Below are 26,642 nucleotides of genomic sequence, written 5' to 3' on the forward strand. Positions count from 1 at the left end.
AACAATTTGTAATTTTATAGACATGGAACAACGGGCTATAAAAAGAATAAAATCTATCACAGAATTTCACCGTTCAAGAGGACTGCCTCCTCCTGAGCATCCGTTGATCAGTGTAATTGACTATAAAGAGGTAAAGCGGCCTGCCGATATCGGAGAATTCAACTGGATGCTGGATTTTTATCAGATTTCTTTAAAAATAGGAATGAATGGAAAATTGAAGTATGGCCAGCAGGAATACGATTTTGATGAAGGAACTCTGTTTTTTATTTCTCCGAATCAGGTTTTCAGAATTGAATCAGATCCCGCCGTACAGGAAAAACAATCTGGCTGGATGCTGTTGATTCACCCCGATTTTCTGTGGCATACTTCACTTGCTCAGACTATAAAGCAATATGACTTTTTTGATTATTCTGTGAATGAAGCCTTGTTTCTTTCTAAAAAAGAAGAGCTTACCATCTATGGAATTATAGAAAATATTGAACAGGAATATCATACAGTGATCGATAAATTCAGTCAGAATATCATTATTTCCCATATTGAAACATTGCTGAATTATTCCGAAAGGTTCTACGAGCGACAGTTTATCACAAGAAAAGTAACCAATCACTCCATTCTCAATCGATTGGAAGATTTGTTGAGTGATTATTTCAATGATAATGATTTGATCTCAAAAGGATTACCAACAGTGCAGTTTGTTGCAGATGAACTTGGAATTTCTCCCAATTACCTCAGCCGGTTATTAAAAACCCTTACCGGACAGAGTACTCAGCAATTTATTCATGATAAACTGATCGAAAAGGCAAAGGAAAAGCTTTCTACAACAAATCTATCTGTAAGTGAAATTGCTTATGAATTGGGCTTTGAACATCCACAGTCCTTTACTAAACTCTTTAAAAATAAAACACAGCTTTCTCCATTGGAGTTCAGAACATCTTTTCAGTAAAAAGCGAAGAATGGCTTGTAATAGATAAGAAAATAAATATTGGAAGGTTTTTTTACAGAAAAATTAATCTTATTTTTGAAATAGCTTTATTTCTGCACAATTTTTGCTGTAATAAGCTACTTTTATCGTTTAAGACATAATCGTTCGTACAAACCCCACCTATATTATGATGAAAAAATACCTTATTTATATATCACTTTTGGGAGCACCCTTATTTTGGGGACAAAATAAAGTGAATGAAAAATCTGTATACCAGCAGAACTGGACGTTATCGGAGAAAGAAAACGAGACCATAGCATTTGATGCTGATGTGAAATTATCTGATGCAGAAATTGCTCTGGATAAAAAAATATTTCAGCTCCATAAACAATTTATCAGTGATACGGAAGCCCAAAAAATATCTTTATATAACAGCTCTTTTAATGAATTAAAACCATTAATAGAAAGCAGCAAGCTGTTTGAACTTCTTCAGACAATGCCGAAAGGAGGTTTACTGCATACCCACAGTGGAGGAATAACCGATGTGAAATGGATCATTTCAGCTGCCAGAAAATATCAGGAATGCTATGTTTTCGATCAGAAAGATAATAACCAGTTTATTTTCGGACAACTGGGATTTTTTGAAAAAGGAAAAGTTCCTGCCGGATTTGTAAGTCTTGAGAAAAAACTGACTTCAACACCGGGTTTTGAAAAAGAGCTGGAGAATCTTCTTACCTTGAAACGTGATAATCTTTGCTCTTATACAGATTATTGGATTGAATTTGAAAAACGTTTTAAGCGCATCAGTCTGCTGCTTCCATACCGCCCTTTCTTTAAAGAATATTATCTGAAAGGATTTCAGGATTTGATAAAAGACAAAGTACAGCATGTAGAAATCAGATATATCTTTGAGGAACTTTATGATTTTCAGCACGGAAAATACCCTTTGAAAACTACGATTACAGATCTTCAGGATATTCTTAAAGGAGTACACCAGTCAGATCCTCAGTTTACCCTGAAGCTGATCTATTCAAGCTTTAAATTCCTGGATAATGAAAGTATTGGGAAACAGCTGGAAACGGTATTTGAAATGAAAAAAGAATTTCCGGATATGATCTCTGGTTTTGATCTTGTAGCGGATGAAGCTGCGGGACACAACATCAATTTCTTTGAAAAAAACTGGGCAAAAATGAATGAACTTAGTAAAAAGTATGGAGTGGAATTACCTCTTTTCCTTCATGCCGGAGAAAGTAATTCTGCCTTGAATAAAAATGTTCTGGATGTTGCCCTGTTAAATAATAAAAGAATTGGCCACGGACTGAATCTGATCTACTTTCCAAAAACAATGGAACAAATCAGGAAACAGAATAAACTGGTAGAAGTAAGCCCGATCAGTAATCAGATCTTAGGGTATGTAAGTGATATGAGAAACCATCCTGCAAGGGTTTTACTGAGTAATGGTGTACAATGTTCCATTAGCAGTGATGATCCGTCTGTATACGGATACACAGGTCTGAGCTATGATTTCTGGGTGACACAGGTTTATTGGGAACTGGATGTGAAAGCATTGAAAAAACTGGTCTTCAATTCTATTAATTATTCTTCTTTGAATGATGGTGAAAAAAAGAAAGCAATAACTTATTTGAACCAGCAATGGAATGATTTTGTTCAGAAATCAAATCAGCAATTAAACTAATCGGGATGATCCTGAAAAAATAAAATCGCATTATTGAAGTCAATAATGCGATTTGTCTTTTAATAGATCTTAATTACTTTTTAAACTTTAACCTTGATAATTCTTTTTTTATTGTAGAACCTAATTTTGATGGACTTACTTTTGTCAGAACCAAAGACTCACAGCTATTGAAAATGGCAAAACGTCTTATCGATTCTGCCAAAGGTTTCAGCCATAACTCAGTTTCTATAGTATTGTTTTCAATATGTAAATGAATAAGTTCCAGCTTTTTTTCTTTTCTGTGGGCTTTACAGTCAACCCTTCCAATAAACTGATCTCCAAACAGGATAGGCAGGCAGAAATAACCATACTGTCTTTTTTCCTTTGGAGTATAGCATTCCAGACGGAAATCAAAATCAAAAATCTGTTTGATCCGATCTCTATGGATAATAGAGTTGTCAAATGGAGACAACAGCCGGACATCAGGATCTGTAGTATCAAATGTCTTTTCAAAAACATCGTTCTGAACAAAGACAAAAGATCCTTCCTCAATAGTAGCTTTTGATATTATATTTTCTTCAAGCATCATTTGTAAAACCTTATTGACATTCGTCTTTAAATCATTTCCCTTCCTGAGATGGGTGATCTGTTTTAATGTAGTAAATCCATAAGCCCGCAGATTGGTTTTTACCAGATATTCCGCCAGTTCAAGTGGAGTAGGCTCTGTAGTATCAATAGAAGAGGGTAGAACCCTTTCAGCGAGATCATAAGTTTTCTGCATTCCGGAGCGTCCGCTGATCATCAGATCACCCTGCATAAAAAGTCTTTCAAGAGCGAGTTTGGCAGGTTTCCAGTTCCACCAGCTTCCTGTTTTATGGCTTTCATTTTCAAAATCCCTTGCTCTTTTTGGACCTTCATTACGAATGGTGTCTACCACATACTCCATTACTTTAGGATCAGCGTTGTAGTAACGGGATTCTCCTCTTTTGATCGTCAGCATTTGAGGTAAAACATATCTGAAATCCTGCATAGGAAGATAAGAAGCAGCGTGGAACCAATATTCAAATACTTTGCGCTCCTCTACCAGCCCTTCCAGATCATCTGCCTGAAAATCCGGAATTCTTGTCCAGAGTGTATGATGATGAGCCCGCTCTACCATAGATAATGTATCAATCTGAATATATCCGAGATGTTCCAAAGCATTCAGAACTGCAGCTTTTCCAATTCCGAATGGAGTGTTTTGGGTTAATCCCTGACTATCTAGTGTTGCAAGCTTTAACTGCCCCAGCGTCAATTTTTTTTCCATATTTTAATTCGAAGAAAAACAGATTTTTTGATGTTTTTTCAAATATAATAATTTGCTACAAAATGGATCGTAAATAAGTGGTTGTGATGGAATGATTTTTCTCAAAAAATAGTTGTTTTATTGGAAATAGGTTGTCTCAAAAGCCAAATCATCTGACTTTTAAGACAGCCTATTTTGTTAAATTATTTTGTCCAAAACTACACAGACAGTACAATCTTCCCAAACAGAGGCCTGTCCCGTTTCGAGTCTTCTATTCTCTGATGAGCTTTTTGAACGTCTTCAAGCGGATATATACTGTCAATAACAGGTTTGATACGTCCGGTCTCAATTAATTCTGTGATATGATGCAGTTCATCTCTGCTTTGCCGGGTGAAAACAAAATGATAAGTCGCATTTTTCTCCCAGGCATTGATGAGGTTTTGTGGCTGCGGAATATCAACCAGGGTTACAACAGAACCATAATCCGCCAAAGCAAGCGGACTGTCTGAAAGTGTGCTTCCTCCTACAGTATCAATAATTACGTCTACACCTTTTCCATTCGTATGTAATTTTATTTCCTCAATCCAGTTTTCTTTATGATGATCAATCACTATATCTGCTCCGAGGTTTTTTAGTTTTTCATGTAAAATACTTTGTCCCGTTGTATAGACAAACGCCCCCAGAGATTTAGCTATCTGTATGGCGAGTGTTCCTACGCCCCCGGAACCGCCAAGAATGAGAATACTGTTGTCTTTTTTTAATTTTGCGCGTACTACAAGCATTTCCCAAACCGTTCCTCCTATAAGTGGAATGGATGCCGCTTCCTCATAGCTAATATTATCAGGCATCCTGGATAATGAAAACTCATCGGTAATATGATATTCTGAATAGCTGCCCGAACTGCCAAAACGGGGAGAATAATAAACCTTATCACCAGCTTTCCATTTTTTGACAGCTTCACCTACTGCAACAATATCACCGGCAATATCGTGACCTGTTATAATAGGTGTATCGAAAAATGAGGCATAATCACCTCGTCTTATCTGGTAGTCGAGAGGATTAACAGAGGTTGCCCTTACTTTTACAAGCACCTGAGACGGATCTTTTATAATGGGAACGGGCATTTCTTCCAGCTGTAGAACTTCCGGTCCGCCATAGTTTTTAATAATAATTGTTTTCATAATAAGATATTTCTCTTACTTTCTTAAGGATTGATTTGTTGATGAATATGTACTATCGAGGCAATGTTCCCATAAACTCAAAGATTTCAGCACCTATTTCTTCAGCGTTGGTCTCAAGGGCAAAATGTCCGGTATCATAAAATTTTAATTGAGCATCCGGTAAATCTTTTTTATAAGCTTCAGCTCCTGCAGGAAGAAAGTATGGATCTTTGTTTCCCCATACTAATAATAATTTGGGTTGATATTTCCTGAAGTATTCGTGGAATTTTGGGTATAAGGCCACGTTTGTTCTGTAATCTTTTACCAGATCCAGTTGTATTTCTATATTTCTTGGTCTGTCAAGAAATTTCTGATCAAGGGTGTAGGCTTCCGGAGCAATTAAAGAAGGATCAGAAACACCATGAAGATATTGAAATAAGGTAATTTCTTTAGAAACAAAGCCTTTCAATGCCAGGCGGTTGGCTTCTGTTGTTTCCTTCCAGTATTTTTGGATAGGATTCCACTCATTGCTTAATCCTTCTTCATAGGCATTTCCATTTTGAGAAACAATACCCGTAATTTTTTCAGGATTGTTCATGGCAAGACGCAGACCTACCGGAGCACCATAATCAAAGATGTAAATGGCAAAACGTTTCATTTCCAGCTTATCTACAAATTTTTGTATCGTTCCTGCAAGATTGTCGAAGGTATAAGAGAATTCATGATGATCCGGAGCATCAGAATAACCAAATCCCGGAAGATCCGGAGCGATGACATGGTATTTCTTGCTCAAAATCGGAATCAGATTTCTGAACATATGAGATGATGTAGGATACCCGTGAAGAAGAAGGATTGTGGGCGCATCAGAAGGGCCGGCTTCTCTGTAAAACAGGTTAAGATCATTTACTTTAATGTTGCGGTAGTGAATAGGATGGGTGTTTTCCATAATGTGATGATTTAAATGTAATTTTTGATTGGATTGAGCCATTGCCATGTTGCCTGTTAATAGGGCAGCCGACAGACCTGTAATAAATTGTCTTGAAATTATTTTCATTTATTCTTTTTGATATTCAAAATTAATACGGATATTTGATTATTAAAAACGATTAATTGTAATTTATTAAATCACTTTTAATGATTAATTAAAATGAATACACACGATTTGAAAATATTTGAAGCTGTAGCAGAAACCGGAAGTTTTACAAGAGCTGCCAATATGATGTTTACGGTTCAGTCCAATGTTACAGCAAGAATAAAAAGTCTTGAAGAAGAGTTTAATACGAAGCTTTTCTCCCGTACTTCCAGAAGAGTAGAGCTAACTTCCGAAGGAATGATTCTGATGCAGTATTCTAAACAGATTCAGCATCTGGTGGAAGAAGCCAAAAATAATATCCAAAGTGGTGACAATATCAGAGGATGTTTGAAAATAGGCTGTATAGAAACAACAATGGCTTTGAAAGTCCCTGAAATCCTGAATACTTTTGATGAAAAATATCCAGGTATTGAGCTGGAGTTTAAATCAGACACCAGAGATTCGGTGCTTTCTGATGTCGTAAATTACAATCTGGATGCTGCTTTTGTTTCTGCTCCTGTGAATGCTAAAGGATTGGAGAAAGTTTGTATCAAAGAAGAGCAGCTTGTTATTCTTGCCTCCTCAAAAGGCCCGGGCCTGCAGACGCTCATCGCGAATGAACCTTTGAAAATAGTGGTATTTGATGAAGGATGTATTTTCAGGGAAAGATTAGAATCCTGGTTAAGTCATAAAGGAATTCTGAATTATAAAAGTACAGTGCTGAACTCTATTGAAGGAGTGATTAACTTTGTAGAGGCAGGTTTAGGTATCAGTATATTGCCGGAAGAGATTGTATCTAAATATTATGTCGGAAGAGAACTTAAAACTTACGGACTGAACAAACAGCTGGGAACCATGAATACAATTCTGGTTTTTAGAAAAGATGGGCCACAATCACGAGCTTTGCAATGTTTTATAGATATGTATGCACAAGTGGTGTAGTTTTCAATAAAGCATTTTATGATGTCTAAAAGCAGGCTGCCTCAAAAGTGAGATTCTTCACAGCATAGCGTTCAGAATGACACTTTTGAGGCAGCTTATTTAGATCTTAAGAGATTTATTTTTTAGGTGTTAAAGAGAAATTATCTACATAAACAGCCTGGTGTACACCATTCAGTAAAACTTTCAGTGCCAGATGCGTATCTTTTTTGATAGAAATGGCATAAGTTTTTAAAAGTTGTTTTTGTTTGTAAGGTATAAGATTAACGTAAAAAGGGGAGCGAGGGTAGATAGGTGGTGCAAGAAAATCTCCGAAGCCGGAAGACTTCGGAGAGCAGAAATTGATAAACGGAAATTAATTTTTTAAGATATCTAAAACCGGATGGCTTGCTTAATATTTGTGCGGATCCGTTTGTACCGCCCAGATCTTTGGTATCATCATTAATATTCTGTTTTGTAATAAGATATTTATAAGCCATTAAATAAAGATCAACTTTAAAGCTATTGTAAGTGCCGTCCGGGTTGATGTAACGTTCTAGTCTGCTATTCGTAAAATTTGCTCGGATGTGCCAGGTTCCGTTACTTTTAAAGGTATTTACATTGGGAGATCCCTGTTTATTATCATTAACGCCGTTACTGCCATAGTCAAGAGCAACTTTTGTAGAGCCATTGCTAAGTTGAAATGAATAATTATGCACTACTACCAGAAATTTGGTAGCATCTATTTTAGTATCATAATCTGTGATTCCTGTGGAAGGAACTCCTGAAATGGTAAGCTTGACATAATTAAATAATCCGCTGGTTTCAAGTGCAGGATTATACAAATCGAGGGTGTTTTTAGAAGTGGCAAGAAAACTACCTCCCGTTTTATCCGGTTCACCAGGGTTTCTTACATATAAAGAATTGGTAAAGCTTGAACCGTTTACATCAAGTGTTTCTGCTGGTGTTGTGGTATTGATTCCTATTTTCTTATTTTGAGCATTAATACATATTCCTAAAAGAAATATAATTGTGCTGTAAATTACTTTTTTCATAGTAGTTTATTGAAGTCCTGTTGGGGTATTAGTTGAAGTTCCTATAAATGAACTGTTTACGCTTCCTGTGTAAGTTCCCCAGTCTTTGATGAGCGCTTTTTCATAGACACAAAGTGTAAGTGTCCAGGTTCCGTTTTGAGCAGATGTTGTGCCTGCTCCCTTAAAACTCAGGTTAACAGCATTATAAGTTTTTCCTCCACTTGATACATGGGTTATTTCTGTAGAATAGGCTCCGTATGATGGGATACTTGTTGTTGAATTTACACCTGCTGTAGCATCTGTGAAAACAGCTCCGGTAATGGCAACAATGTATTTTTCCGTTTCCAGTCCTGTGTTAAGATTGACAACATCTGTCTGGCTCACATTCTTGAGGATAATATTATAAGTATTAACAGGAGCTACATTTCGAAGGGAAATATCAAGAAGCTTGACCTTTCCTGCTGGGGTTGTATCTTTTGAACGCGTAAGCAGATAATAGTTACCGGTTGCATCTGAATTAACAGTATCAATGATATAAGATTCAATAAGTGTTCCTCCTTGAACATCCAGCATGCCCTGCGGATTTGTTGTGTTTATTCCCACTTGTGCGCTGGCCCCCAAATAAGCACACGCCGTAAATAAAAGTACGGTTATTTTTTTCATATTCTCTTTTATTATTGGATTAAAGGAGCAGAAGCGGCGCCTGTTCCGGAGGTGTTAACGGTTTGAGAAGAAGTAAATTCCTTTGCATAAGCTCTGTCAAAAACCAGTAAATTGAGTGTCCAGACCCCATCAGGTAATGAATCATCTGTTGAGAATCCTACATAATCAGCTTTGAGTTTCCATGTACCATTGGTACTATAGGCATAAACTTCGGGAACAGGAGTAATTAAAGTTGAGGTATAAGTAAATATGGGCTGCGTAAAGCCATATGAGGCAATAACAACTAAAAACTTATTTGAATTGATTTTAGTATCATATTCATCTATCCAATCTTTGTCTGCACTATTACAAGTGATCTTATACTGGATAAGGTTAATAGGAGCCGGAGTAGTAGGTACAAAAGACTCATTGTAAGAGGTAATTTTGTTTTGGGGAGCCGGAGATTTGATTAAAAAAGAATAATTTTCATCGGCTCCCAGCTTTTCAATAGGATCTTTTAGGGCCATTCCTGACGTTTTCATCGTACCGTTTACCGTAAGCTCTTTCTCGGGGTTGGTTGTATTGATTCCTACGTTTCCTGTGCTTTGTGCACACGCAGGAATGATAGCACCGGTGAGTAGTACTGTCAAAATAATTTTATTCATTAATGTTGTGTTAAATGTATAATATAGTTTACATGGATATTAGTTGAATTGAAGCTAAACTTTAAAGCAGTTTTTCCATTTTGTGATGGTATTTCTGCTTAATTTATAATGGTTAGACAGCTGGGTATTATTAAGTTTATATTTCTTCTGATATTCTAATATCTGTATAATCGTCTCATCATCATAAGAGCGCAGACGCTGGTTCTCTGACGAAATTTCTTCAGATCCAAAAATCTTCTGATTGAGCTGAATAATATCCAACACACTCAGTTTTTCTTTTGAGAGTAGAGATTTACATTCATCAAGCTTTTCCGGAAACTTCATGAGGAGAATATCTGTATAGATTTTATTGTAGTAAGGTTGTTCTATTCTTTGTTTTTTTCTATCCATTTGTATAAAGTAGTTTTAGGAATATTGTATTCACTGATCACCTGGCTTTTAGTTTTCTTCCCGGATTCAATCATTTCCAGCATAAAATTGATCACCTCTTTGGTATAAATATTCTTTCGGAAATAGGGCATCTCAGAGTTGGGAATATTTTTTTGTTTTTTACAACGGGTGATGCAGGCGAATAGAAAATCAGATTTTGAGAATAGAATCTGAAGAAATCATATTCTAAAATTTTACTCCATTTCAGGAGAATTTCAGTATCCAGACTTTTAGAAGCATACATTTCCGAAATGTTCTCTTCCGTACAGTTGAAAAATTTGCAGATTCTGGGCATAGGAGTTTCACATTCCTTCACACGCTTATTGATCATGGAGCCAATGTGTATATTCTTGAACTTCATCTAAGCATGGTTTTTAGGTAGGGGTGTAACAAAGTAATTGTGAGTCTCGAAACAATGTTTTTTTATCATAAATTTTTAATTTTTTTTATCCTTGTGTGTTTAGAAAATAACAGACGTAAACCTACTTGATCGTTTGTTAAATTATCTAAAATTGGTATTTTTTTGTATTTTTTACTAAATGTGATGGTGTTTAATGTAAATGTTGCTTTTGTTTAATATTTGAATAGATCTATTGGTATTTTTCTTCGTATAATGATTTATATATAATGATTTGAAAATTAATTTATATTATCCATCATTTTGAATGTCATCATATATTGTTAAATTTGTAACTTACTTTAGCAAAATTAAGAGATAAAAACAATCAAAAATTGAATGCTTCAATTGAATTTTTAAATTCATTGAATTTTGTAATTGTTTGATATTTAGCTTTTTGCATGAGCTGTTTTTTGAAATACACTAGAATGACAGATGATAAAGAATTCACAGGCCAATCTGTAGATAATCTTAAGAGAAAAGTTATAATATAAAGATGTTGGTACATCTCTATATGTCCTATGCTCCTTTATTTGCCGGATTTATCATGCTGGATTTCTGGAAATTTTCTGCTGCAACGGCTATGTGGCTTCTTCCCGTACCCTTGGGTGCTCATATTTTTCTTGGGAAAAAATATATATACATTTATACCTTATATATATTACTGATCATAGTGGCTGTAAGTATTCTTACCAGATTCTTTGTATTTAATTATTTCACTCTGAATGACGTGAAAGTAATTGTAGCGTCAGACACTTTTGTAGGAGTATCTAATATAGCGGTATTTGGTCTTTTGCTCTATTATAATGAAAAGATAAGAAAAGCTGAAATTGAAGAAAATATCTTGACTAAAATAGTGTTTTCCGGACAAGAGGAGATGCCTGATAGGTCTGACGAGGAAGCCCTTATTGAAAAAGATAAAACGGCTTATCCCAACCTTGAAAATACAGAAAAATACAACCTTCTGTTTAATGATATACGGGATATTGTAGAAGATCAAGGCTATTATAAAGACGTAGGCTTTACCATTTCTCAATTGTCTAATATTTTGAAGTCCAATAATCTCTATATATCCAAATCTATTAAATTAAACGGATTCTCCAACTTTAGCCATTATCTTAATACCTGCAGAATAGAGAACGTGAAGAAGCTGCTTCAGGAAAATGATATCAGCAAAGTGACACTTATGTACATCTATACAGAATCAGGATTTTCCAATCAGTCTACATTTAACAGGGTATTTAAACAGATCGAAGGAGTTACCCCTTCAGAATATCTGGCTAATTTAAACCTTGAAGAATAGAAATAAATTCAATATAAAATTGTCATAAAAAAGTCCGGCACCTTTGGTGCCGGACTTCATCATTAATCTATCAAAATCTACTATTTCCAGAAACTCCATCTCACTCCGTCAAATACAGCCATTGTTTTACTAACTGTATCATAACAGATGGTTCCTGCTATCGGACTTTTCATATTGGCCACCGGATCATTAACCTTAGGTAAAACTAAAGCTTTACTGATGGATTCTAAAACCAGAACACCCTGCGCAGCAGAACTTGTAGCTCCTATAATAACTCCACCTCCGGTTTCTGCAGAAGTATTAGGCATTGTTCCTGTAAGATTTCCGGCATCAGATAAAGGCACCCACAAATCATTTGAACGCATTTTTATCGTAAGATCGGTTTTATCCAGAAGAAATGTTCCGTTGGTGGCCGCTGCACCTGTAGGAAGTACTTCTACTATAGGAAGAATAATTCCGGTAGTAGAGACGGGAAAGTCAAGAATAGCATCTCCGTCTACAGAAGCTTTACCCATGCCCACCTGCGACTTCAGAGAAGAAAGGCCAGCCAAAATAAGGGTTAAAATGATTGTTTTTTTCATTTTTGATTCATTAAAATTATTATTAATTACAGCTTCTTACCACACAGTTCCAGCTGGTTCCATTATAAAGTTTCATACATTTAGTTACTGTATCATAAATAAGCATGCCCTCTACAGGGTTTGTAATAGCTGAACTTTGCGTGCGGGTAATAACAAAACCTTTGGTTTTCGACTCCAAAGCAACGGCACCGTTAGGAAGATTTTCAGGCCATCCGTTTTGCTTAGACTGAGTCGTAATACCGATTTTGGTAACCATATTAGAAGGAGAGTTATTAGGGGCTTGTGTACAGTAGGTAAATTTTCCAAATGTGAAAAATTTTCCATTCGGAATTTGAATACCAGAAGTAGCACCAGCTGTAAGGCTAATATTCACAACATTGGTAGTCATCGCAGCGTCGTCAGCATACACAAGATAGGTTGCCTGGCTGTCAGAAGTGCTAATATATAGATTCTGTGCCGTACCTGTAGACTGTACTTTCCATCTGCGTAACATTAAGTTTTGAGCATTATATGTTGTTGCAGCACCATTATTTCCAGTTATGAAATAAAACTGATCATTGGTAATATCTGAATGGCCAATACTTGTATTTGAGCTTGTAAAATCATTATTAGTACTGATGGTAATAATATCTGCTGTGGCATCCTGTGATTTTGCAATTCTCTGATGTAAAGTTTCAACATCATCTCTTGCAATACCTATTACATTATTTTGGTAGGTGTTTGCAGCTGTAGACCATACCGTTGTACCGTTAGTACTGCTATAGTTCACCGGGGCTGTTGAGGTTCCTAAAGTTACACCGTATTTAATGGCCATGTAGGATACCACCTTGTTGTAATCTGCAGCATTCAGTACGGTATTATACATAATATTTTCAGGCATGATAATGTCTATACCATCATCGGCTCCACCATCAGCATCTACTCCTATCACTAAATTGGTTCCGCTTTTTGAAATAGTGGTACCGCTGCCTTTTGATACACTGTTTATCTGGTAAGCAATTGTTCCTGCTCCCGTAGCTGAAAATGTAGTGACTGCAGGAATATTTACGGTGTATGCAGCACTTCCTGAAGCACTTGGCCATGCAATAGGTGTATTGGTATACGTTCCAAAGTATCCAATACCGACACTTGTTCCATTCAGGGTTGTAGCACCATGGAAGCTGAACATATTTCTAAATCCTGCAAAAGGAAGGGTAGGATTTTTATTCAGAGTAATCATGGTATAATCATCTCCTGTAGTGGCAAATGCATTGAGCATACCCAGTCCCGAAGTAGAGGTAGATTGTGCCACAGGATTGAAATTGATATTCATTGCTGAAGAATTTCGATACAATGGTCCTGTAGTTTGTGATGCAATTGTATTAGGAGAAGGTGCCCCTCCAACAAAATTTCCACCAATTGGGGACTTGTTGGGCCAGGTGCTTATCGCTACATTATCAGTAGTATTTCCATTGGGATTATCATCTGCTTTTATCCAAACACGCAGATTATTTAAAACCCCTCCCGGTGCCTGAACAAAAGCTGCCAGAGTAAAAAACTGTCCGTCTGCCAGCGAAACATCCGCATAGTTGTAAATAACTCCGTTGATAGTCTGCGTATTTGCTGACATATCAGTTACTATATTTCCTGAAGAAAAGGTAGGATCAGAGGGGTTTTGAACTAATTTTAAATTATTCAGCCCTTGTGGCCACATTATTCTTACTGTTCCTACCGAACCTGTGTTCTGAACTTTCCAAACAGAACCGAAAAGATAATTAGCTCCGGGAATATTTGTAACAAGAGTAGTAGGTGCTTTTGCCAGACCATTATCTCCAACGACAAGTGACTGCAGGTTTGTTAATGTGCCCGAATTGGAAGCGTTAGTATTAGCCATTCCTGTAAGCCCAATCAAAAGCTGTTGTCCGGGATTAATACTCATCGACTGTTTTTGATACAAGACCGAATTATCATCTCTTGCAATACCTGCTATATTGTTGCTATAAGCACTATTCGTTGTGGAATTCCAATAGGTGGTTGTTCCGTCAGAAGCAATATAATCACCAAATTTTGTAATTCCATATTTCAGAGAAAGATAACTTTCTATCTGAGGACGTTCCGGCGTTTTTGTTGTATTGTAAATAACGATTTCAGCGATATCGACATTCACAAAATTATTAAGTCCCTGGCCTCCTACCCAAACTGGCTGTGTACCTGCAGTAGCAACAGCATTACCATTTGAAAAGGCAGAAGACTTAAATTGGCCATTAACATAGACATTCATTGAACTTGAAGTTCCGTCTGTTGACTGTAACCTAATTTCATTGATTGCAGGAGTTGTGGAACCTACACTACGGTTCGTAATAAGCATATTACCATTGGAATTTCCTCCCACATTCCATGTTCCTCCAAAACCATTAGAATGGTTGTATAAAGAGTTTGCAGTACTTCCTACTTTTCTATATACTATATATTGTGATGACTGATAAGGAGATGGTGAACTAACCGTTACACTTTGTGGAACACTTGGTGCTGCCAAACGGTCGTCTACACCATCAAATCTTACTGATGGGTTAAAGTTAATCTGGCTTGTATTATAAGCAGGCAAAGTAGTGGTTGCTACTGCCTGTTGGATAAGATCATAAGTTCCCGGAGAAGCACTGTTATTCCATTGAGTGACAGTTCCTGCAGAATTTGTAACCCCTGAATCGGCTTTGTACCATAGCTGAGGCGCAATTCCTCCCGGGCTTTGGGCGTTTGTGAAAACGGATATACTCGCTGTTAGCAATATACCCATTAAGATATTGTTTTTTTTCACCTTAATTTGTTTAAAATTTAAATATTATTATAGATTTCTTTTAAATAAATAAAGATGGTGGAGGGCGGGTTTTATATTGAAAGAAATAAGAGTCTTTACAAAAGATAAAGCCCTTTAGAATTACTTTATCATGATCATTATTTAAAAAATGACAAGAAAATTTAAATGTTTTATTATCAATTGAATAGCCTGAATAATCATGAAGGGTTACCGAAGCAGAAATAGCTTCTCCTTTCTGATAATTCAAAAAGAAATTATCGGGAGAAGTTGTTATTCCTTGAATAGGCTCAGGACGTGGTTCTGTTTTTATCCTTTTCTTATAGGTATTGGCAGTCCATGTTTTTTTTTCTCTTTTGGAAAAGGTTTTGGATTTTTTATTCAATGCAATATTTTCCGTTTTATGAGAAATAGAGGCATTCCTTTTGAGGTTTTTTAATCTTTTCTCATTGACTACTCCTGAATCAGTAATATAGAATGTTGTGTTTTCAAGAATGGTGATTGTAGTGCCTTCCTGATGATAAAACCCCTGTGCATTGATTTTAGAAATTAAAACAAAAATAAACAACAGCATTAAAACCCTCTTATAAAAGGGCAAAATGGATTTCAGCTGTTGTAAGGATTTCATCAATGTGTTATAGGTATTTAAAAGTCAAAAATTTGACTCACTCAATTCAGCCTTAAAGGAGGGAAGATATAAGGACTGATTTTGGGTTCCCAGATCTATAATCTGGTCCCTTATTTTTATAATAAATTTTAGATTTTCAATGTATTAGGGGATGAAAATTTTCTTCCTGCGAAATTAACGGTTGTCAGCAATCAAAATGATTGAGTGTAAGTGTAATTTTAAAATTAATTTATTTTTTTTTAAAATATTAACAACCAGTGTTTTATTTAAGTTTTTTTTGAAAAATATTTGAATTTTATTTGAGAGTTGGCTTATTAAGAATAGGGGGATAGATGAGAAAAGAAATTATCTGTTCAATAGGCACCTTGACATCGTGAACACGGCTGAGCCATTTGTTGTAGCTAAATTATTTATTTCAAAAATAAAAAACCCGGCACCAAAGGTGCCGGGATTCACAACTATAATCTCATGAGCTTTTTATTTCCAAAAACTCCACTTCAATCCGTCAAAGACAGCCATTGTTTTACTTACGGTGTCATAACACATAGTTCCTGCCACCGGACTTTTCATGTTGGCTACAGGATCATTCACCTTGGGTAAAACTAATGCTTTATTAGTGGCTTCCAATACCAGTACTCCCTGAGCGGGTGAGCTTGCGGCACCAATAATGATACCGCCTCCCTGTTCAGCTGAAGTATTAGGCATTGTACCGGTAAGGTTGCCGGCATCTGATAAAGATACCCACAAATCGTTCTGGCGCATTTTTATCGTAATATCATTTTTATCTAGTAAAAATGTTCCGTTGGTTGCCGCAGTTCCTGTTGGAAGTGTTTCTACAATCGGGAGAATAATACCTGTGTTAGATAAAGGGAAATCCAGAATAGCATCTCCGTCTACAGAAGCTTTACCCATGCCCACCTGCGATTTCAGGGAAGAAAGGCCGACCAAAACAAGCGCTAATATGATTACTTTTTTCATTTTTGATTCATTAAAAATTATTATTCATTACAGCTTCTTACTACACAGTTCCAGATGGTTCCATTGTAAAGCTTTATACAGTTATCCACGGTATCGTAGATAAGCATACCCTCTACAGGATTGGTAATCATTGAACTCTGAGTACGTGTGATGACAAATCCTTTTGTTTTAGATTCAAGGGCTACCGCTCCGTTTGGAATATTTTCCGGCCATCCGTTCTGTTTGGTCTGGATGGTAATACCGATTTTCGTAATCGTATCGGCAGGAGAGGTATTTGGGTCTTTTGTACAAGAAGTACATGCAAGTATTTTTAACAGGTTAGACGCTACAGAATTGGCTGCCCCGCACTGTGACTGAGGATTTACAGAAACCGTAGCCTGATTGTTAAGATATTTGCTTCCGTTAGTATCGGTATAAGCCATTGTAGCAGAGTTATTGGTATTCACTTTAAACTTAACCACTGCGGTTTGCCCCGGTGCTATGCTTATTCCTGTAATATAAAGAAGTCCTCCCGTGAAGGTAGCGGTTCCATTGGCTGTAAAGTTACTCTGAACCAAAGATCCGGCTACATAAGTTTGAGCAGCATCCAGGTTATCCATAAATTCAACATTGGTAATAGGGTTTATATCATTATTAGTGATATTAACTGTGTATTCCAGCTCAGTGGAAGAGGTTCCGAAACATCTGTTGACCGATTTGGTCACCGTTGGTTTTGTAATAACGGTGCTTGCCGTAAAAGTAATGCTGGTATCCTGGAATCCTGTAGTACCGCTGTCATCATCACTTCTGTAAGGATTAGGGTTGTTAATTCCTCCGTTTACCGTATAATTGAAATAAGTAGCATACGTTCCTGCTCCGGAAGGTTTTACTTTGATATAGATATAAGAGTTTCCTGAAGGTACAGTAAGGTTGCTCAGGGAGAAATTCTGTCCGGAATAAGTTGGAGTTTCTGTTCCCAGTCCTACATAGCTGTCTGCTACATACTGTAATCCTGCCGGTAAAACATTGTTGATGTTAATCGTTTTGGAGATACAGTTGTTATTTTTAATATTAACCTTTAATGTTCCCTCTTCACATGTTGGCAGTTGGCTTTCAACATAAGATGCAATCAGGTTTACATTATCTGCATTAGGCTCAATAGGATTCACGCATACAAAGGACATATCACCAATATAAAGGAAGTCAACCTTACTGAACACCTGCTCTCTGTTAATCGTCCATTCTATCACAATTTTTTCAACCGGTTTTTCAAACTCTACATTCACTGTTGCAAAATCCAGAAAATCTAAGAATGGTTCAGTTCCTGTAGCGGTACCGGTTGAATTATCAATCGTATACCTTCTTAATAAGGCATTAAGCTCAGGAGTGGAGTTGTAGGCATAATTAAGTTTTGGGGTCACCTGAGTGGTTCCGCAATACCCAATTATTTTCACTACAGCAGCTTGCCCTGCCAGTCTGGTAATACCTGCCACCTGGAAGCTGGCCTTAGCAGCTTTGCTTCCGCTTACATCTTTTAAATTTACCGTATAAGATACCTTACCTGCAGCACCGTCCAGATCATCATATCTTGACAGCTGGGTCCATGTACCAAACATTCTTGGGAAAAGAGTAGAGATCCACTCAACTCCTGATGGATAAGTAACGCTGATATCAGCAGATAAAGCACCGCTTGCAGGAGCTGTTCCGGCCAATGGTACATTGGTTAAAGTATTATTATTCATGCCCGTCATTCCACCGTTAAACCATGCCTGTGCATTCTGTAGTGTCTGTTTTCCTCCATTACAGGTCTGGCAGTTAATAGGTCCTGTTTTACCTACTACCGTAAAATACTGTCCGTTTTTAAAGTTATAATAAAAGGTAGCTTTACCTCCAATTACACTTACAGCAGGCATAAAAGCAGTGTTGGTTGTGAATCCGCTGTCATCGGCAACATATAAGGCGATTTCATTGTTGATGCTGTAAGACGATAAATCAACCTGGAAATAAGCTGCACCTACAGTACCGGTTTTCTGTACCAGCCATGTTTTATTGATTCTTTCAGTGCCATTTTCCAAAGCAGGACAGCTCACCGGAGTAGTCCCTGTATTGATGTTATTATCACCAAACATCATAAAGCCTTTGTCTGCCAGTGAAGTTCTGGTGACTGTAGAATTAGGTGATGTGAAATCATTCACCGTTGATGCGGTGAGGATGCTGTTATCATTAATACTGTGGGAAATTTTTTGATCCAGAGCACCGGAAATATCCCTTCCGATACCAAAAATGTTATTGTTAAAAGCCGTATTGACAGAAGAATTCCACACAACTGCTGCATCTGAATTAATATAATTCTGTGGCTGTACTAAAGTGATACCATACTTTATTGCAAAATAAGAATCTACTTTATCTCTGTCCTGTGCAGATAAGCTCACATTATAGTAGGCAATTTCCGGTGTTCTACCTGCAAAACCATAGACACCACCGCCAACCTGAAGGTTAGGATAAAGACTACCATCACTGATAGCTCCTGAAAATGTGGTGAAATTTCCATTATAACCTACCTGCTTATTATTACCACTCACTATTGAACTTGCCTGTGCTCCCATTAAAATCATTTTATTGAGAACCGGAGAAACAGAAGTATTTTGTACGTTAGGTACAGCTGCATCTATATAATGGAGTGTTACATAATCTCCTATCGGGCTAAAAGTATTATCAATACCCAGCCCAAAACTGTGGGCTGCTCCACTTCCAGGGATATTGGCAAATCTGAAAATATGGTTATAAATAGCATTTGTATTTCCGGATTTAGATCCTACAGCAAAAGTAGTATGTAATCTGCCTATAATGGTTTGATCTACTGGTGCTGTAAAATTTGCAGCATCAGTTGCATTAAAGGTATAAAACGGATTATAATTACTGTTGGCATCCCCGCTGGATAATAAAATAGTTCCTGCACCATTTTTGCTGAGGGTTAATCCGCTGGTTCTGTCTGTCCAATTGGTTAATGTGGCTGTAACACCTGCATCATACCAGTATTTTAATCCCCCGGTAACTCCTCCGGGAGCCTGAGCTTTTGTGAATATGAATACATTCATTATAAAGAATATACCCATTAATAAGTTATGTTTTTTCACCTTGATTTGTTTAAAATTTAAATATTACTATAGATTTCTTTTAAATAAATGAAGATGGAGGAGGGCGGTTTTTACATTGAAACCAGTAATAGTCTTTGAATAATATAAAACTATTGCTGACGATCTTATTATTTGTATTGTTTGGATATTCGTGGGTAAGTCTCAGTTTTTTATTTTCAAGTGAATAACTCGTGTGGTAATGAACCGTGACCGATGCTGAAATAGCTTCTCCTTTTGAGTATAATAAAAAGAAATCATTAGGTTGGGGTATTGCAAATTGAACAGGCTTTACTTTTGGATATGTTTTTATTTTTTCTATTGGATGTCTGGTAATGGCTTTCTCCGGATTGGAAACAGATTTTTTCTGTTTTCTGGATTTTAATACGCCTTTCTTTTCTGAGGTTTTTTCCTCAAAATCCTTCAGATCCGCTTGATGTATTTCTCCAGAATTGGCAACATACAGTGTTGTGTTTTCCCCAATAGTAATGTCAGTTCTTTTTGCATAAAAAAGAATCTGTGCCTGTGCGGGGGATACGAAAAATAAAAACAACAACAATGAAGCCCACTTGTATAAAGGGAGAAATAACTTCAATTGTTGTTGTAAGGGTTTCATAGTGTGTGTTTTATGTCAATAAGAAACAGGAGGGGTGTTTCCGTACTTTTCTTGATTCAGAAAAAATCTGAACCATATATAATGAGGGAGTAAGGTTTTGAATGGATTTTGAAGCATATATAACCGAATAAATTCAGCTATGCTTTCTTAGGCTGTGGAATGTTAGGTTATAAAAAAATTTTATAAAAGAACAAAAAGGATAAATTTTTTTCATAAAGTTTAATTTTATCAATGAGGGATATGTTTTATTTTCTGTGGTAAAATTAGATTAATATTGATAGGTTTTTTGGAATTTTACTTGTAATATTAAGTCATTTTAGTAAATTCATTTATGTTGATTATATTGTTGTTTATTAGTGTGTTATGTAAGCTAAAAGATGAATTTGATATAATAAGTCCAATCATGGTGTGTTAAATTTTTTAAAGAAGATGAAATGGGCTTCATTTTATCTTCCTGAGAAGAAGAAAAGTAGAATTAATTTAAAATAAAGAAGTCGTTGAGGGTATCTTACTAAAAATAAATAAATGATACAAATGAAAAAGATGAAATGTAAATTTTACTTATAATTTGATTGAATATAAAAAATATTACACTTTATGATTAACTATTCATAAAGATCCTCAATTTGCCTACAAAGGTCTGCGATTAGCCTACAAATCCGAAAGACAAGCTGTATACCTTTGCTTTGTAAATAAAACCTATACAATTATGATACAGCAAAATAGAATCTGGTTCATTACCGGAGCATCAAGAGGTTTCGGACGCATCTGGACTGAAGCAGCGTTGGAACGTGGCGATAAAGTGGTAGCAACCGCAAGAAAACTGGAAAGCATTGCAGACTTTAAAGAGAAATATGGCGATCATGTACTGACTCTAGAACTGGATGTTACCAATCCAAATCAGGTAAAAGAAGCAATAAATAAAGCCCATCAGCATTTTGGAACACTGGATATTGTACTGAATAACGCAGGATATTCGCTGGTAGGAACCATAGAAGAGGCCAGTGCAGATGAAATACGTGCTTTATACGAAACCAACATTCTGGGTCCCGTAAGTGTCATTCAGGCAGCACTACCGATATTAAGAGAACAAGGATATGGACATATTTTAGGCACTTCAAGTAATCTTGGGCATTTTACACTGCCTGTTATTGGGTATTACAGCTCCTCTAAATGGGCTTTTGAAGCCATCCACGAAAGTCTTGCAGAAGAAATAAAGCAATTCGGGATTAAAGTAACTATTATAGAACCGGGAGCTTATGCTACAGAATTTGGAAGCCAGGACTCTCTGAAGTTTTCTCAAAACCTGGATGTATACAATGATTTTAAGTCAGAATTTATAAAGACGATTCAATCTTATGAACGAGGAAATCCGAATGCAACTCCACAAGCACTTTTCAAAGTTGTAGATGCTGAAAATCCACCGTTACGCTTTCATTTGGGAAGTCATAATCTTCCACAGGTGAAGGCTGTATATGCTGACAGGATCAGTCTTTGGGAAGCGTGGGACGAGGTTTCCAGTGCTGCGCAAGGGGAGTAACAACATAAAAACCGGTTATCCATGTATAATCGGTTTTTCGTACCTTTAAAATACTATTTATGAAAAAGAAAGATCAAATTCCACTAAAATTTGAGTCGTTATTTGAAGCGAGCCAATTTTTTGGACTGCCCAAACCCAAGCACCCTCTCATCAGCTTAATGAATGGGGCACACAATCTGGTATTGACGGATAAACTGTCTCAAAGGCATGTTTTGAGCTTTTATAAAATCTCTTATAAACCCAAATTAGATGGCAGGATAGAATATGGCCAAGGCTATTATGATTTCAACGAAGGCGGTTTATTGTTTGCAGCACCCGGCCAGGTAATAGGAGGGAATGGAAACAGTGATACGGTCTGTTCACAATATTCTCTGCTTATTCATCCGGATTTCTTTTTGGGATATCCTATCTCCAGGAAAATCAAACAATATGGTTTTTTCTCCTATTCCACAAAAGAAACACTGCATCTTTCTGAAGAAGAGAAAAATACAATCCTTTCTATTTTTAATTTCATTGAATCAGAACTTAACAGCCGTATTGACGATTTCAGCCATGATGTGATGGTTTCTCAAATAGAATTGCTTCTTAACTACGCTAACCGTTTTTATAAACGGCAGTTTATTACCCGTAAAGCAACCAGCAGTACCCTTTTACAGAAATTTGAAGATTTGCTGGATGCCTATTTTAAAGATGAAATATCTCTTAATAAAGGAATACCCACGGTGAGTTATTTTGCGGACAGTCTTCATCTTTCACCAAGCTATTTGAGTGATATGCTGCGTTCTTTAACGGGGCAGAGTACTCAGCAGCATATTCATGATAAACTGATCAGCGAGGCCAAAGAAATGCTTTCCACCACAAGCTTATCCGTGAGTGAAGTGGCCTATGCACTGGGATTTGAGCATTCTCAATCCTTCAGCAATTTATTTAAAACAAAAACCAAACTTTCTCCTTTAGAATTCAGGAAGTCTTTCAATTAATAGTATAGTTTTTCATTTGGTTAATGAAAACTCAGTTACGCAATTGAGTCAATAAGAAAGTTTAAAAACTAGCGGACAAGAAGATAGATTCCAACACCAATAGCAGTATAAGCGGTCACCGTAAGAATATCCGCAATAGGTTGTGAGAAACGTTTTTCTGCAATTTTCTCGCTATTGATCTGGTTCTTATGGAACTTCAAGCTTGTTTTTGCATTGCGAACAGGATGGGCTACCAGGCTGTCGCTTTCCCATCGGTCAACGATTACTTTATAACTCTTACCATTGACTTCAATTTTAACATTCTTACCAGGGGCAAGCTTCTCCTGAACACTCACTGGAGCAGGTGCCTGTACTGCGTTCAGATTTTGAGGTGCCGCTCCTGTACTGTTCATTTGCGGGGAAGCAGTATTGGCAAGAGCTGTATTGTTTTTAGGATCTTGTTTGTTGTTAGCCGCCGGATCTACAGGCTTTTTTACCTGATAGGTATAGCAACTGGTAAGGGAAAATAAGATAATGATGAGATAAAAATTCTTTCGCATGAACCAAATTTAAGAATTAAACGGAATATTTAGAAGTTTCTTTTGAAAGATGATGTTTTTTTTGAAAATTCCCAGTAGTTTCTTTTACAAAAAGTGTCCTGAACCCATCATTTGAGGTTCCAGATATATCGGCCGAGGTTTCGGAATTCTATTTCGGGGTTCTGAAGTGCTCCTTTACGGTCTTTAGAGTCTACCGAGCGGTTCATAACACCAAATTTCCGGTTGGTGAACCCCAATGGAGAGGCTTTTTATAGATCCGGATGGGTTTAGAACCGTGCGCGAGTATTCCGGAACCGGTAATTATGAGTAAAATAAAAAGACAGCGTACTGTTTTTACCCATACAGTATAAGTTTCAGATGGAAAGACCTGCGTAGGCATCCTTGTCAAGGTTTTAAACCTTGTCAAGGTTTTAAACCTTGACAAGGATATTTATATTGTTGTTTTTAGAATGTTTGGTTTTAATATTAAATCCACACGAAAGGATTCGTTCGGTAGCGGAGAGTTATATAAGTTTTTAGCTTGCAGATATTTTTAGTGTACTAATAACTTCAAAGTTTGAAATCTTGTAATCATCATTGAAAAATAATCCATTTATATATCTTTTGATTGGGTGATATAAATCTTTTGGAAATATTCCATTTTCAATTGTTTTATAGTCATTGGCAATGCTATATAATTTACTAAATTGCCCACGACCAGTTTTTAAGAATCCAATGTTATGTAAATATCTTGTTATTTTATGCTTTGTATTTCCTCCAATAGAATCACTAGTAATTAAATAATAATCTTTTACATAAAATGTTCTAATATTATTTATGTTATTACAAGAGTTATCTCCAACTGTTGCAAGTGTTGGTTTTTTAATGTAAGAAACGTCTTGTAAGAAACATTCTGTTTTTATTACATCTTGAAGATTAACAAAGTAATCTCCATCAACTAATAAATGCTTTTTTGTTCGATAGATTCCCAAAATCATCTCATTAATTTCTCTTTCAGAATAATCATTAATATTTTCTGATTTTCCAAAAACCTTATACGCTAAACCGCTTGATTCAGGATTTTTATAAATCCTATCTATTCTGGATTTTTCTATTTTTTTTATTTTTTCCATAATCCGTTTTTAAAAATTATAATTGACTAATGACATTTAATAAATACAGAATTTATTACTTTAATAATCTTCACCACTTTCATCATCATCATCTTCTTCTTCACTACTATTTTCATATTCCATAACAAATGGAACATCATCTTCTAAATCATCCCAATCGAATGGAATAGGAGGAGTTATATTTCTAGCAATAAAGTTTCTCCTAATCTGGGCATTCCTATCATAAAAAAAGACATTATAATATCTAAGTATTTTAAAAAATTCGTGATTAATAATTATGTTAACATTTGTATTGATCCATTTTTTAATTTCTATTTCATAGCAAATTAACCAATATTTAGAATATAAATTATCAGCTGTAAGTTTACTTTCTAGAATGGTAAAATCAAAATTTCTTTTGCTTATTGGTTTAGAATCAATAATATCAAGCGCTATTAAAATTGAGATCTGATCATCAGAATTTAAAACATGCTGAAGTAAACTATTATCAGCTTTGATATCAAATGATTTAAAAAACCATAATCCCCAAGCAACTTCAAATGAATGATTTAGATTTAAGTGTTCTGGGATAAGTTTATCTAATAATTGTTTAATTTTTTTTAAATGTTTTGATTCTAAGAATGCTTTGTAGCTTAAGATTATTTTAAAAATTTTATCAATATTACTTGTGTCTAAGTGTAAGGTTTGTAGGAGAAATGATATAAATACATCAATATCATTTTTTTTACCTTAACCTTACCAAATTCAAACCTGGTTAAAGAATATGAAATAATCCAAGATGTCATTTCTTTATAATCTTCAACTAATTTAAATATTAAAGTAAAATAATAAGTTAAATCCTGAATATTATCAATAGTTGTATCTCTAAATTGATAATTATGAATTTCAATATTCCATAAATCTGACTGAAAATGGGGTAATTGTTTGATGTTTACTTTATTTTCATTAATTTCTAACTTATATTCAAAGAATATTTTTTGTACTTTTTTAAGTATAGTTTCTGCATCCCCAACGTTATTAGTATAGAAATAATAATCATCATAATATCTTACACATTCATAATCTGTATTTTCAATACTTTCAGCTATTTCTTTATCAAGTCTTGAACCGAGTAATTCAGATAAAATAAATGAAGAATCAGGGCCTATTGGAAGACCTACACTTTGTTTATCATTGCAATTTCTTACTAAAGTATCTATAGTATCGGCAATTTGATATTTTTTTGCATTTGAATCTGTTGATAAAAGGGCTGAGAATCCGTTTGGATCATCATTTTTAATTTTAAAATAGTGTTTAGAAATATCTTTTCCTAAAATACTCCAAGGTATTGAATGAGTATAAATAGATTGATAATAATTTGTAATATCAATTTTCAATTGAACTTTATAGTTATAGGATATTTCAGTAAGTTTATTTTTAAATCGACTCCAAGATTTACTTTTTGTCCTAACAGATCTTTTGCTAGTTGGATCACTTGTTAATTTACTTTCAGAAAATTGGCTAAGTGAATATACATCTTTTATAATATTCCAATTATTAACAATTCCTTCACATAACAAAAAGTAAGTTTGAGGATGTGGTATTTCAATTTTTCTTCTTGAATATATACCCTTAGCAATATTATATTCAAATAATTTAGAAACTGAATATTTAGCTAAAATAGGTTTATAACGTGATTTAGCTTGACGACCAGTTTCAGTACCAATAGGTATTTTTATATTGTTTTCAAATTGTGTCCATTTTCTTAAAATATATGGAGATTTTTTGCCAAATGTTCCTGTTTGAAATGGAGGAGGTAATTCTTTAGGAAAATAACCTTTTTCAATAATACGTGTTAGATTCAATGTTTAATTTATATTTTAGTTTTAGACAATTATTCTCTATTAAATGTAACTAATTATAAGTATTGCTCTCTTATGGCTTCCCGTAAACAACAAAAATAAATATCACTTTAATATTCAAATTCAGTATTTTCACGGAATTTCAAAGATTTCTGCACAAAAAAATCCCAACTTTAGACTGCACCCAAAAGTTTAGACAAAATTAAACAATATTATTATATGAAAGAGTTCGGTACTGTACCGGACTCTTTCCTTTTAGATTAAGTCTTATCCTGTCGTTATTATAGTAATTGATATACTTCTTTATTTCTTTTTTGAGCTGATCAATGGTTTTAAATTTCTTAGTATAGAACATTTCAGATTTTAAAGTTCCAAAGAAGTTTTCTATTACCGCATTATCCAGGCAGTTTCCTTTGCGGGA

The 26,642-nt window shown here is 35.4% G+C and carries 24 protein-coding genes; 6 read left to right on the top strand and 18 right to left on the bottom strand.

Annotated elements, in window-relative coordinates; genetic code table 11:
* Positions 1-22 precede the first annotated feature (22 nt).
* Both BOQ62_RS12155 and BOQ62_RS12160 read left to right on the top strand, forming a co-directional pair.
* Positions 23-943 carry an AraC family transcriptional regulator gene (locus tag BOQ62_RS12155; RefSeq protein ID WP_129039826.1) on the top strand — a complete coding sequence of 307 codons (921 nt, stop codon included), beginning with the start codon at positions 23-25 and terminating at the stop codon, positions 941-943.
* Positions 944-1,109: 166 nt separating this feature from the next.
* Positions 1,110-2,618, top strand: a complete 1,509-nt coding sequence (locus tag BOQ62_RS12160) for an adenosine kinase (protein WP_129039828.1) — start codon at positions 1,110-1,112, stop codon at positions 2,616-2,618.
* Positions 2,619-2,691: 73 nt separating this feature from the next.
* Here BOQ62_RS12160 and BOQ62_RS12165 read toward each other — a convergent pair whose 3' ends face one another.
* The 3 genes from BOQ62_RS12165 to BOQ62_RS12175 form a co-directional block, all read right to left on the bottom strand.
* A complete protein-coding gene (locus tag BOQ62_RS12165) occupies positions 2,692-3,903 on the bottom strand; it encodes a winged helix-turn-helix domain-containing protein (RefSeq protein ID WP_129039830.1) in 1,212 nt (403 codons plus the stop codon).
* Between the two features lie 197 nt (positions 3,904-4,100).
* On the bottom strand, positions 4,101-5,063 hold the full coding sequence (locus tag BOQ62_RS12170) for a zinc-binding dehydrogenase (RefSeq protein WP_129039832.1): 963 nt from the start codon (positions 5,061-5,063) through the stop codon (positions 4,101-4,103).
* A 52-nt stretch (positions 5,064-5,115) separates the two neighbouring features.
* Positions 5,116-6,096, bottom strand: coding sequence for an alpha/beta fold hydrolase (locus BOQ62_RS12175; protein WP_228414028.1), 981 nt, complete (start codon positions 6,094-6,096; stop codon positions 5,116-5,118).
* 93 nt (positions 6,097-6,189) lie between these two features.
* Between BOQ62_RS12175 and BOQ62_RS12180 the strand changes: the two genes are divergently transcribed.
* On the top strand, positions 6,190-7,056 hold the full coding sequence (locus BOQ62_RS12180; RefSeq protein WP_129039834.1) for a LysR family transcriptional regulator: 867 nt from the start codon (positions 6,190-6,192) through the stop codon (positions 7,054-7,056).
* Positions 7,057-7,316: 260 nt separating this feature from the next.
* Here BOQ62_RS12180 and BOQ62_RS12185 read toward each other — a convergent pair whose 3' ends face one another.
* The 5 genes from BOQ62_RS12185 to BOQ62_RS24095 are packed head-to-tail and all read right to left on the bottom strand — an operon-like array spanning position 7,317 to position 9,894.
* Complete coding sequence (locus BOQ62_RS12185) at positions 7,317-8,087, bottom strand: hypothetical protein (protein ID WP_185146797.1); 771 nt, start codon at positions 8,085-8,087, stop codon at positions 7,317-7,319.
* Positions 8,088-8,093: 6 nt separating this feature from the next.
* Positions 8,094-8,729, bottom strand: a complete 636-nt coding sequence (locus BOQ62_RS12190) for a hypothetical protein (protein WP_129039836.1) — start codon at positions 8,727-8,729, stop codon at positions 8,094-8,096.
* An 11-nt stretch (positions 8,730-8,740) separates the two neighbouring features.
* On the bottom strand, positions 8,741-9,373 hold the full coding sequence (locus BOQ62_RS12195) for a hypothetical protein (protein WP_129039838.1): 633 nt from the start codon (positions 9,371-9,373) through the stop codon (positions 8,741-8,743).
* A gap of 54 nt (positions 9,374-9,427) precedes the next feature.
* A complete protein-coding gene (locus BOQ62_RS12200) occupies positions 9,428-9,763 on the bottom strand; it encodes a helix-turn-helix domain-containing protein (RefSeq protein WP_129039840.1) in 336 nt (111 codons plus the stop codon).
* Positions 9,739-9,894 carry a helix-turn-helix domain-containing protein gene (locus tag BOQ62_RS24095; RefSeq protein WP_317127379.1) on the bottom strand — a complete coding sequence of 52 codons (156 nt, stop codon included), beginning with the start codon at positions 9,892-9,894 and terminating at the stop codon, positions 9,739-9,741. Before BOQ62_RS24095 ends, BOQ62_RS12200 begins: the two co-directional genes overlap by 25 nt.
* An 801-nt stretch (positions 9,895-10,695) precedes the next feature.
* Here BOQ62_RS24095 and BOQ62_RS12210 point away from each other — a divergent pair.
* On the top strand, positions 10,696-11,502 hold the full coding sequence (locus BOQ62_RS12210; protein WP_129039842.1) for a helix-turn-helix domain-containing protein: 807 nt from the start codon (positions 10,696-10,698) through the stop codon (positions 11,500-11,502).
* An 80-nt stretch (positions 11,503-11,582) separates the two neighbouring features.
* Here the strand turns inward: BOQ62_RS12210 and BOQ62_RS12215 are convergent, their stop codons facing one another.
* The 6 genes from BOQ62_RS12215 to BOQ62_RS12240 form a co-directional block, all read right to left on the bottom strand.
* The gene (locus tag BOQ62_RS12215) at positions 11,583-12,083 is read right to left on the bottom strand and encodes a hypothetical protein (protein WP_129039844.1); all 501 of its coding nucleotides are present in this window, start codon (positions 12,081-12,083) and stop codon (positions 11,583-11,585) included.
* Between the two features lie 22 nt (positions 12,084-12,105).
* Positions 12,106-14,856 (bottom strand): hypothetical protein, encoded by a 2,751-nt coding sequence (locus BOQ62_RS12220; protein ID WP_129039846.1) that lies wholly within the window; start codon positions 14,854-14,856, stop codon positions 12,106-12,108.
* Positions 14,857-14,917: 61 nt separating this feature from the next.
* Positions 14,918-15,448 carry a hypothetical protein gene (locus tag BOQ62_RS12225; protein WP_129039849.1) on the bottom strand — a complete coding sequence of 177 codons (531 nt, stop codon included), beginning with the start codon at positions 15,446-15,448 and terminating at the stop codon, positions 14,918-14,920.
* Between the two features lie 531 nt (positions 15,449-15,979).
* Positions 15,980-16,480, bottom strand: coding sequence for a hypothetical protein (locus BOQ62_RS12230; protein ID WP_129039851.1), 501 nt, complete (start codon positions 16,478-16,480; stop codon positions 15,980-15,982).
* A gap of 20 nt (positions 16,481-16,500) precedes the next feature.
* A complete protein-coding gene (locus tag BOQ62_RS12235) occupies positions 16,501-19,557 on the bottom strand; it encodes a DUF11 domain-containing protein (protein ID WP_164976738.1) in 3,057 nt (1,018 codons plus the stop codon).
* Positions 19,558-19,636: 79 nt separating this feature from the next.
* The gene (locus BOQ62_RS12240) at positions 19,637-20,209 is read right to left on the bottom strand and encodes a hypothetical protein (protein ID WP_129039856.1); all 573 of its coding nucleotides are present in this window, start codon (positions 20,207-20,209) and stop codon (positions 19,637-19,639) included.
* A 709-nt stretch (positions 20,210-20,918) separates the two neighbouring features.
* Here BOQ62_RS12240 and BOQ62_RS12245 point away from each other — a divergent pair.
* Both BOQ62_RS12245 and BOQ62_RS12250 read left to right on the top strand, forming a co-directional pair.
* Complete coding sequence (locus tag BOQ62_RS12245; protein WP_129039858.1) at positions 20,919-21,749, top strand: SDR family NAD(P)-dependent oxidoreductase; 831 nt, start codon at positions 20,919-20,921, stop codon at positions 21,747-21,749.
* Positions 21,750-21,808: 59 nt separating this feature from the next.
* Entirely contained in the window at positions 21,809-22,729 is a 921-nt protein-coding gene (locus tag BOQ62_RS12250; RefSeq protein ID WP_129039860.1) for a helix-turn-helix domain-containing protein, read from the top strand.
* A 68-nt stretch (positions 22,730-22,797) separates the two neighbouring features.
* Here BOQ62_RS12250 and BOQ62_RS12255 read toward each other — a convergent pair whose 3' ends face one another.
* The 4 genes from BOQ62_RS12255 to BOQ62_RS12270 all read right to left on the bottom strand — a co-directional run.
* Positions 22,798-23,268 (bottom strand): hypothetical protein, encoded by a 471-nt coding sequence (locus BOQ62_RS12255; protein ID WP_129039862.1) that lies wholly within the window; start codon positions 23,266-23,268, stop codon positions 22,798-22,800.
* Positions 23,269-23,783: 515 nt separating this feature from the next.
* On the bottom strand, positions 23,784-24,380 hold the full coding sequence (locus BOQ62_RS12260; protein ID WP_129039864.1) for a hypothetical protein: 597 nt from the start codon (positions 24,378-24,380) through the stop codon (positions 23,784-23,786).
* Positions 24,381-25,051: 671 nt separating this feature from the next.
* Positions 25,052-26,224: an RNA-directed DNA polymerase gene (locus BOQ62_RS12265; protein WP_129039866.1), complete on the bottom strand. Its 1,173-nt coding sequence runs from the start codon at positions 26,222-26,224 to the stop codon at positions 25,052-25,054.
* Between the two features lie 199 nt (positions 26,225-26,423).
* The coding region (locus BOQ62_RS12270) for an IS3 family transposase (protein WP_164976739.1) at positions 26,424-26,642 on the bottom strand (219 nt) is incomplete at its 5' end.

The organism is Chryseobacterium sp. CH21 (assembly GCF_004119445.1).
Lineage (GTDB): Bacteria > Bacteroidota > Bacteroidia > Flavobacteriales > Weeksellaceae > Chryseobacterium.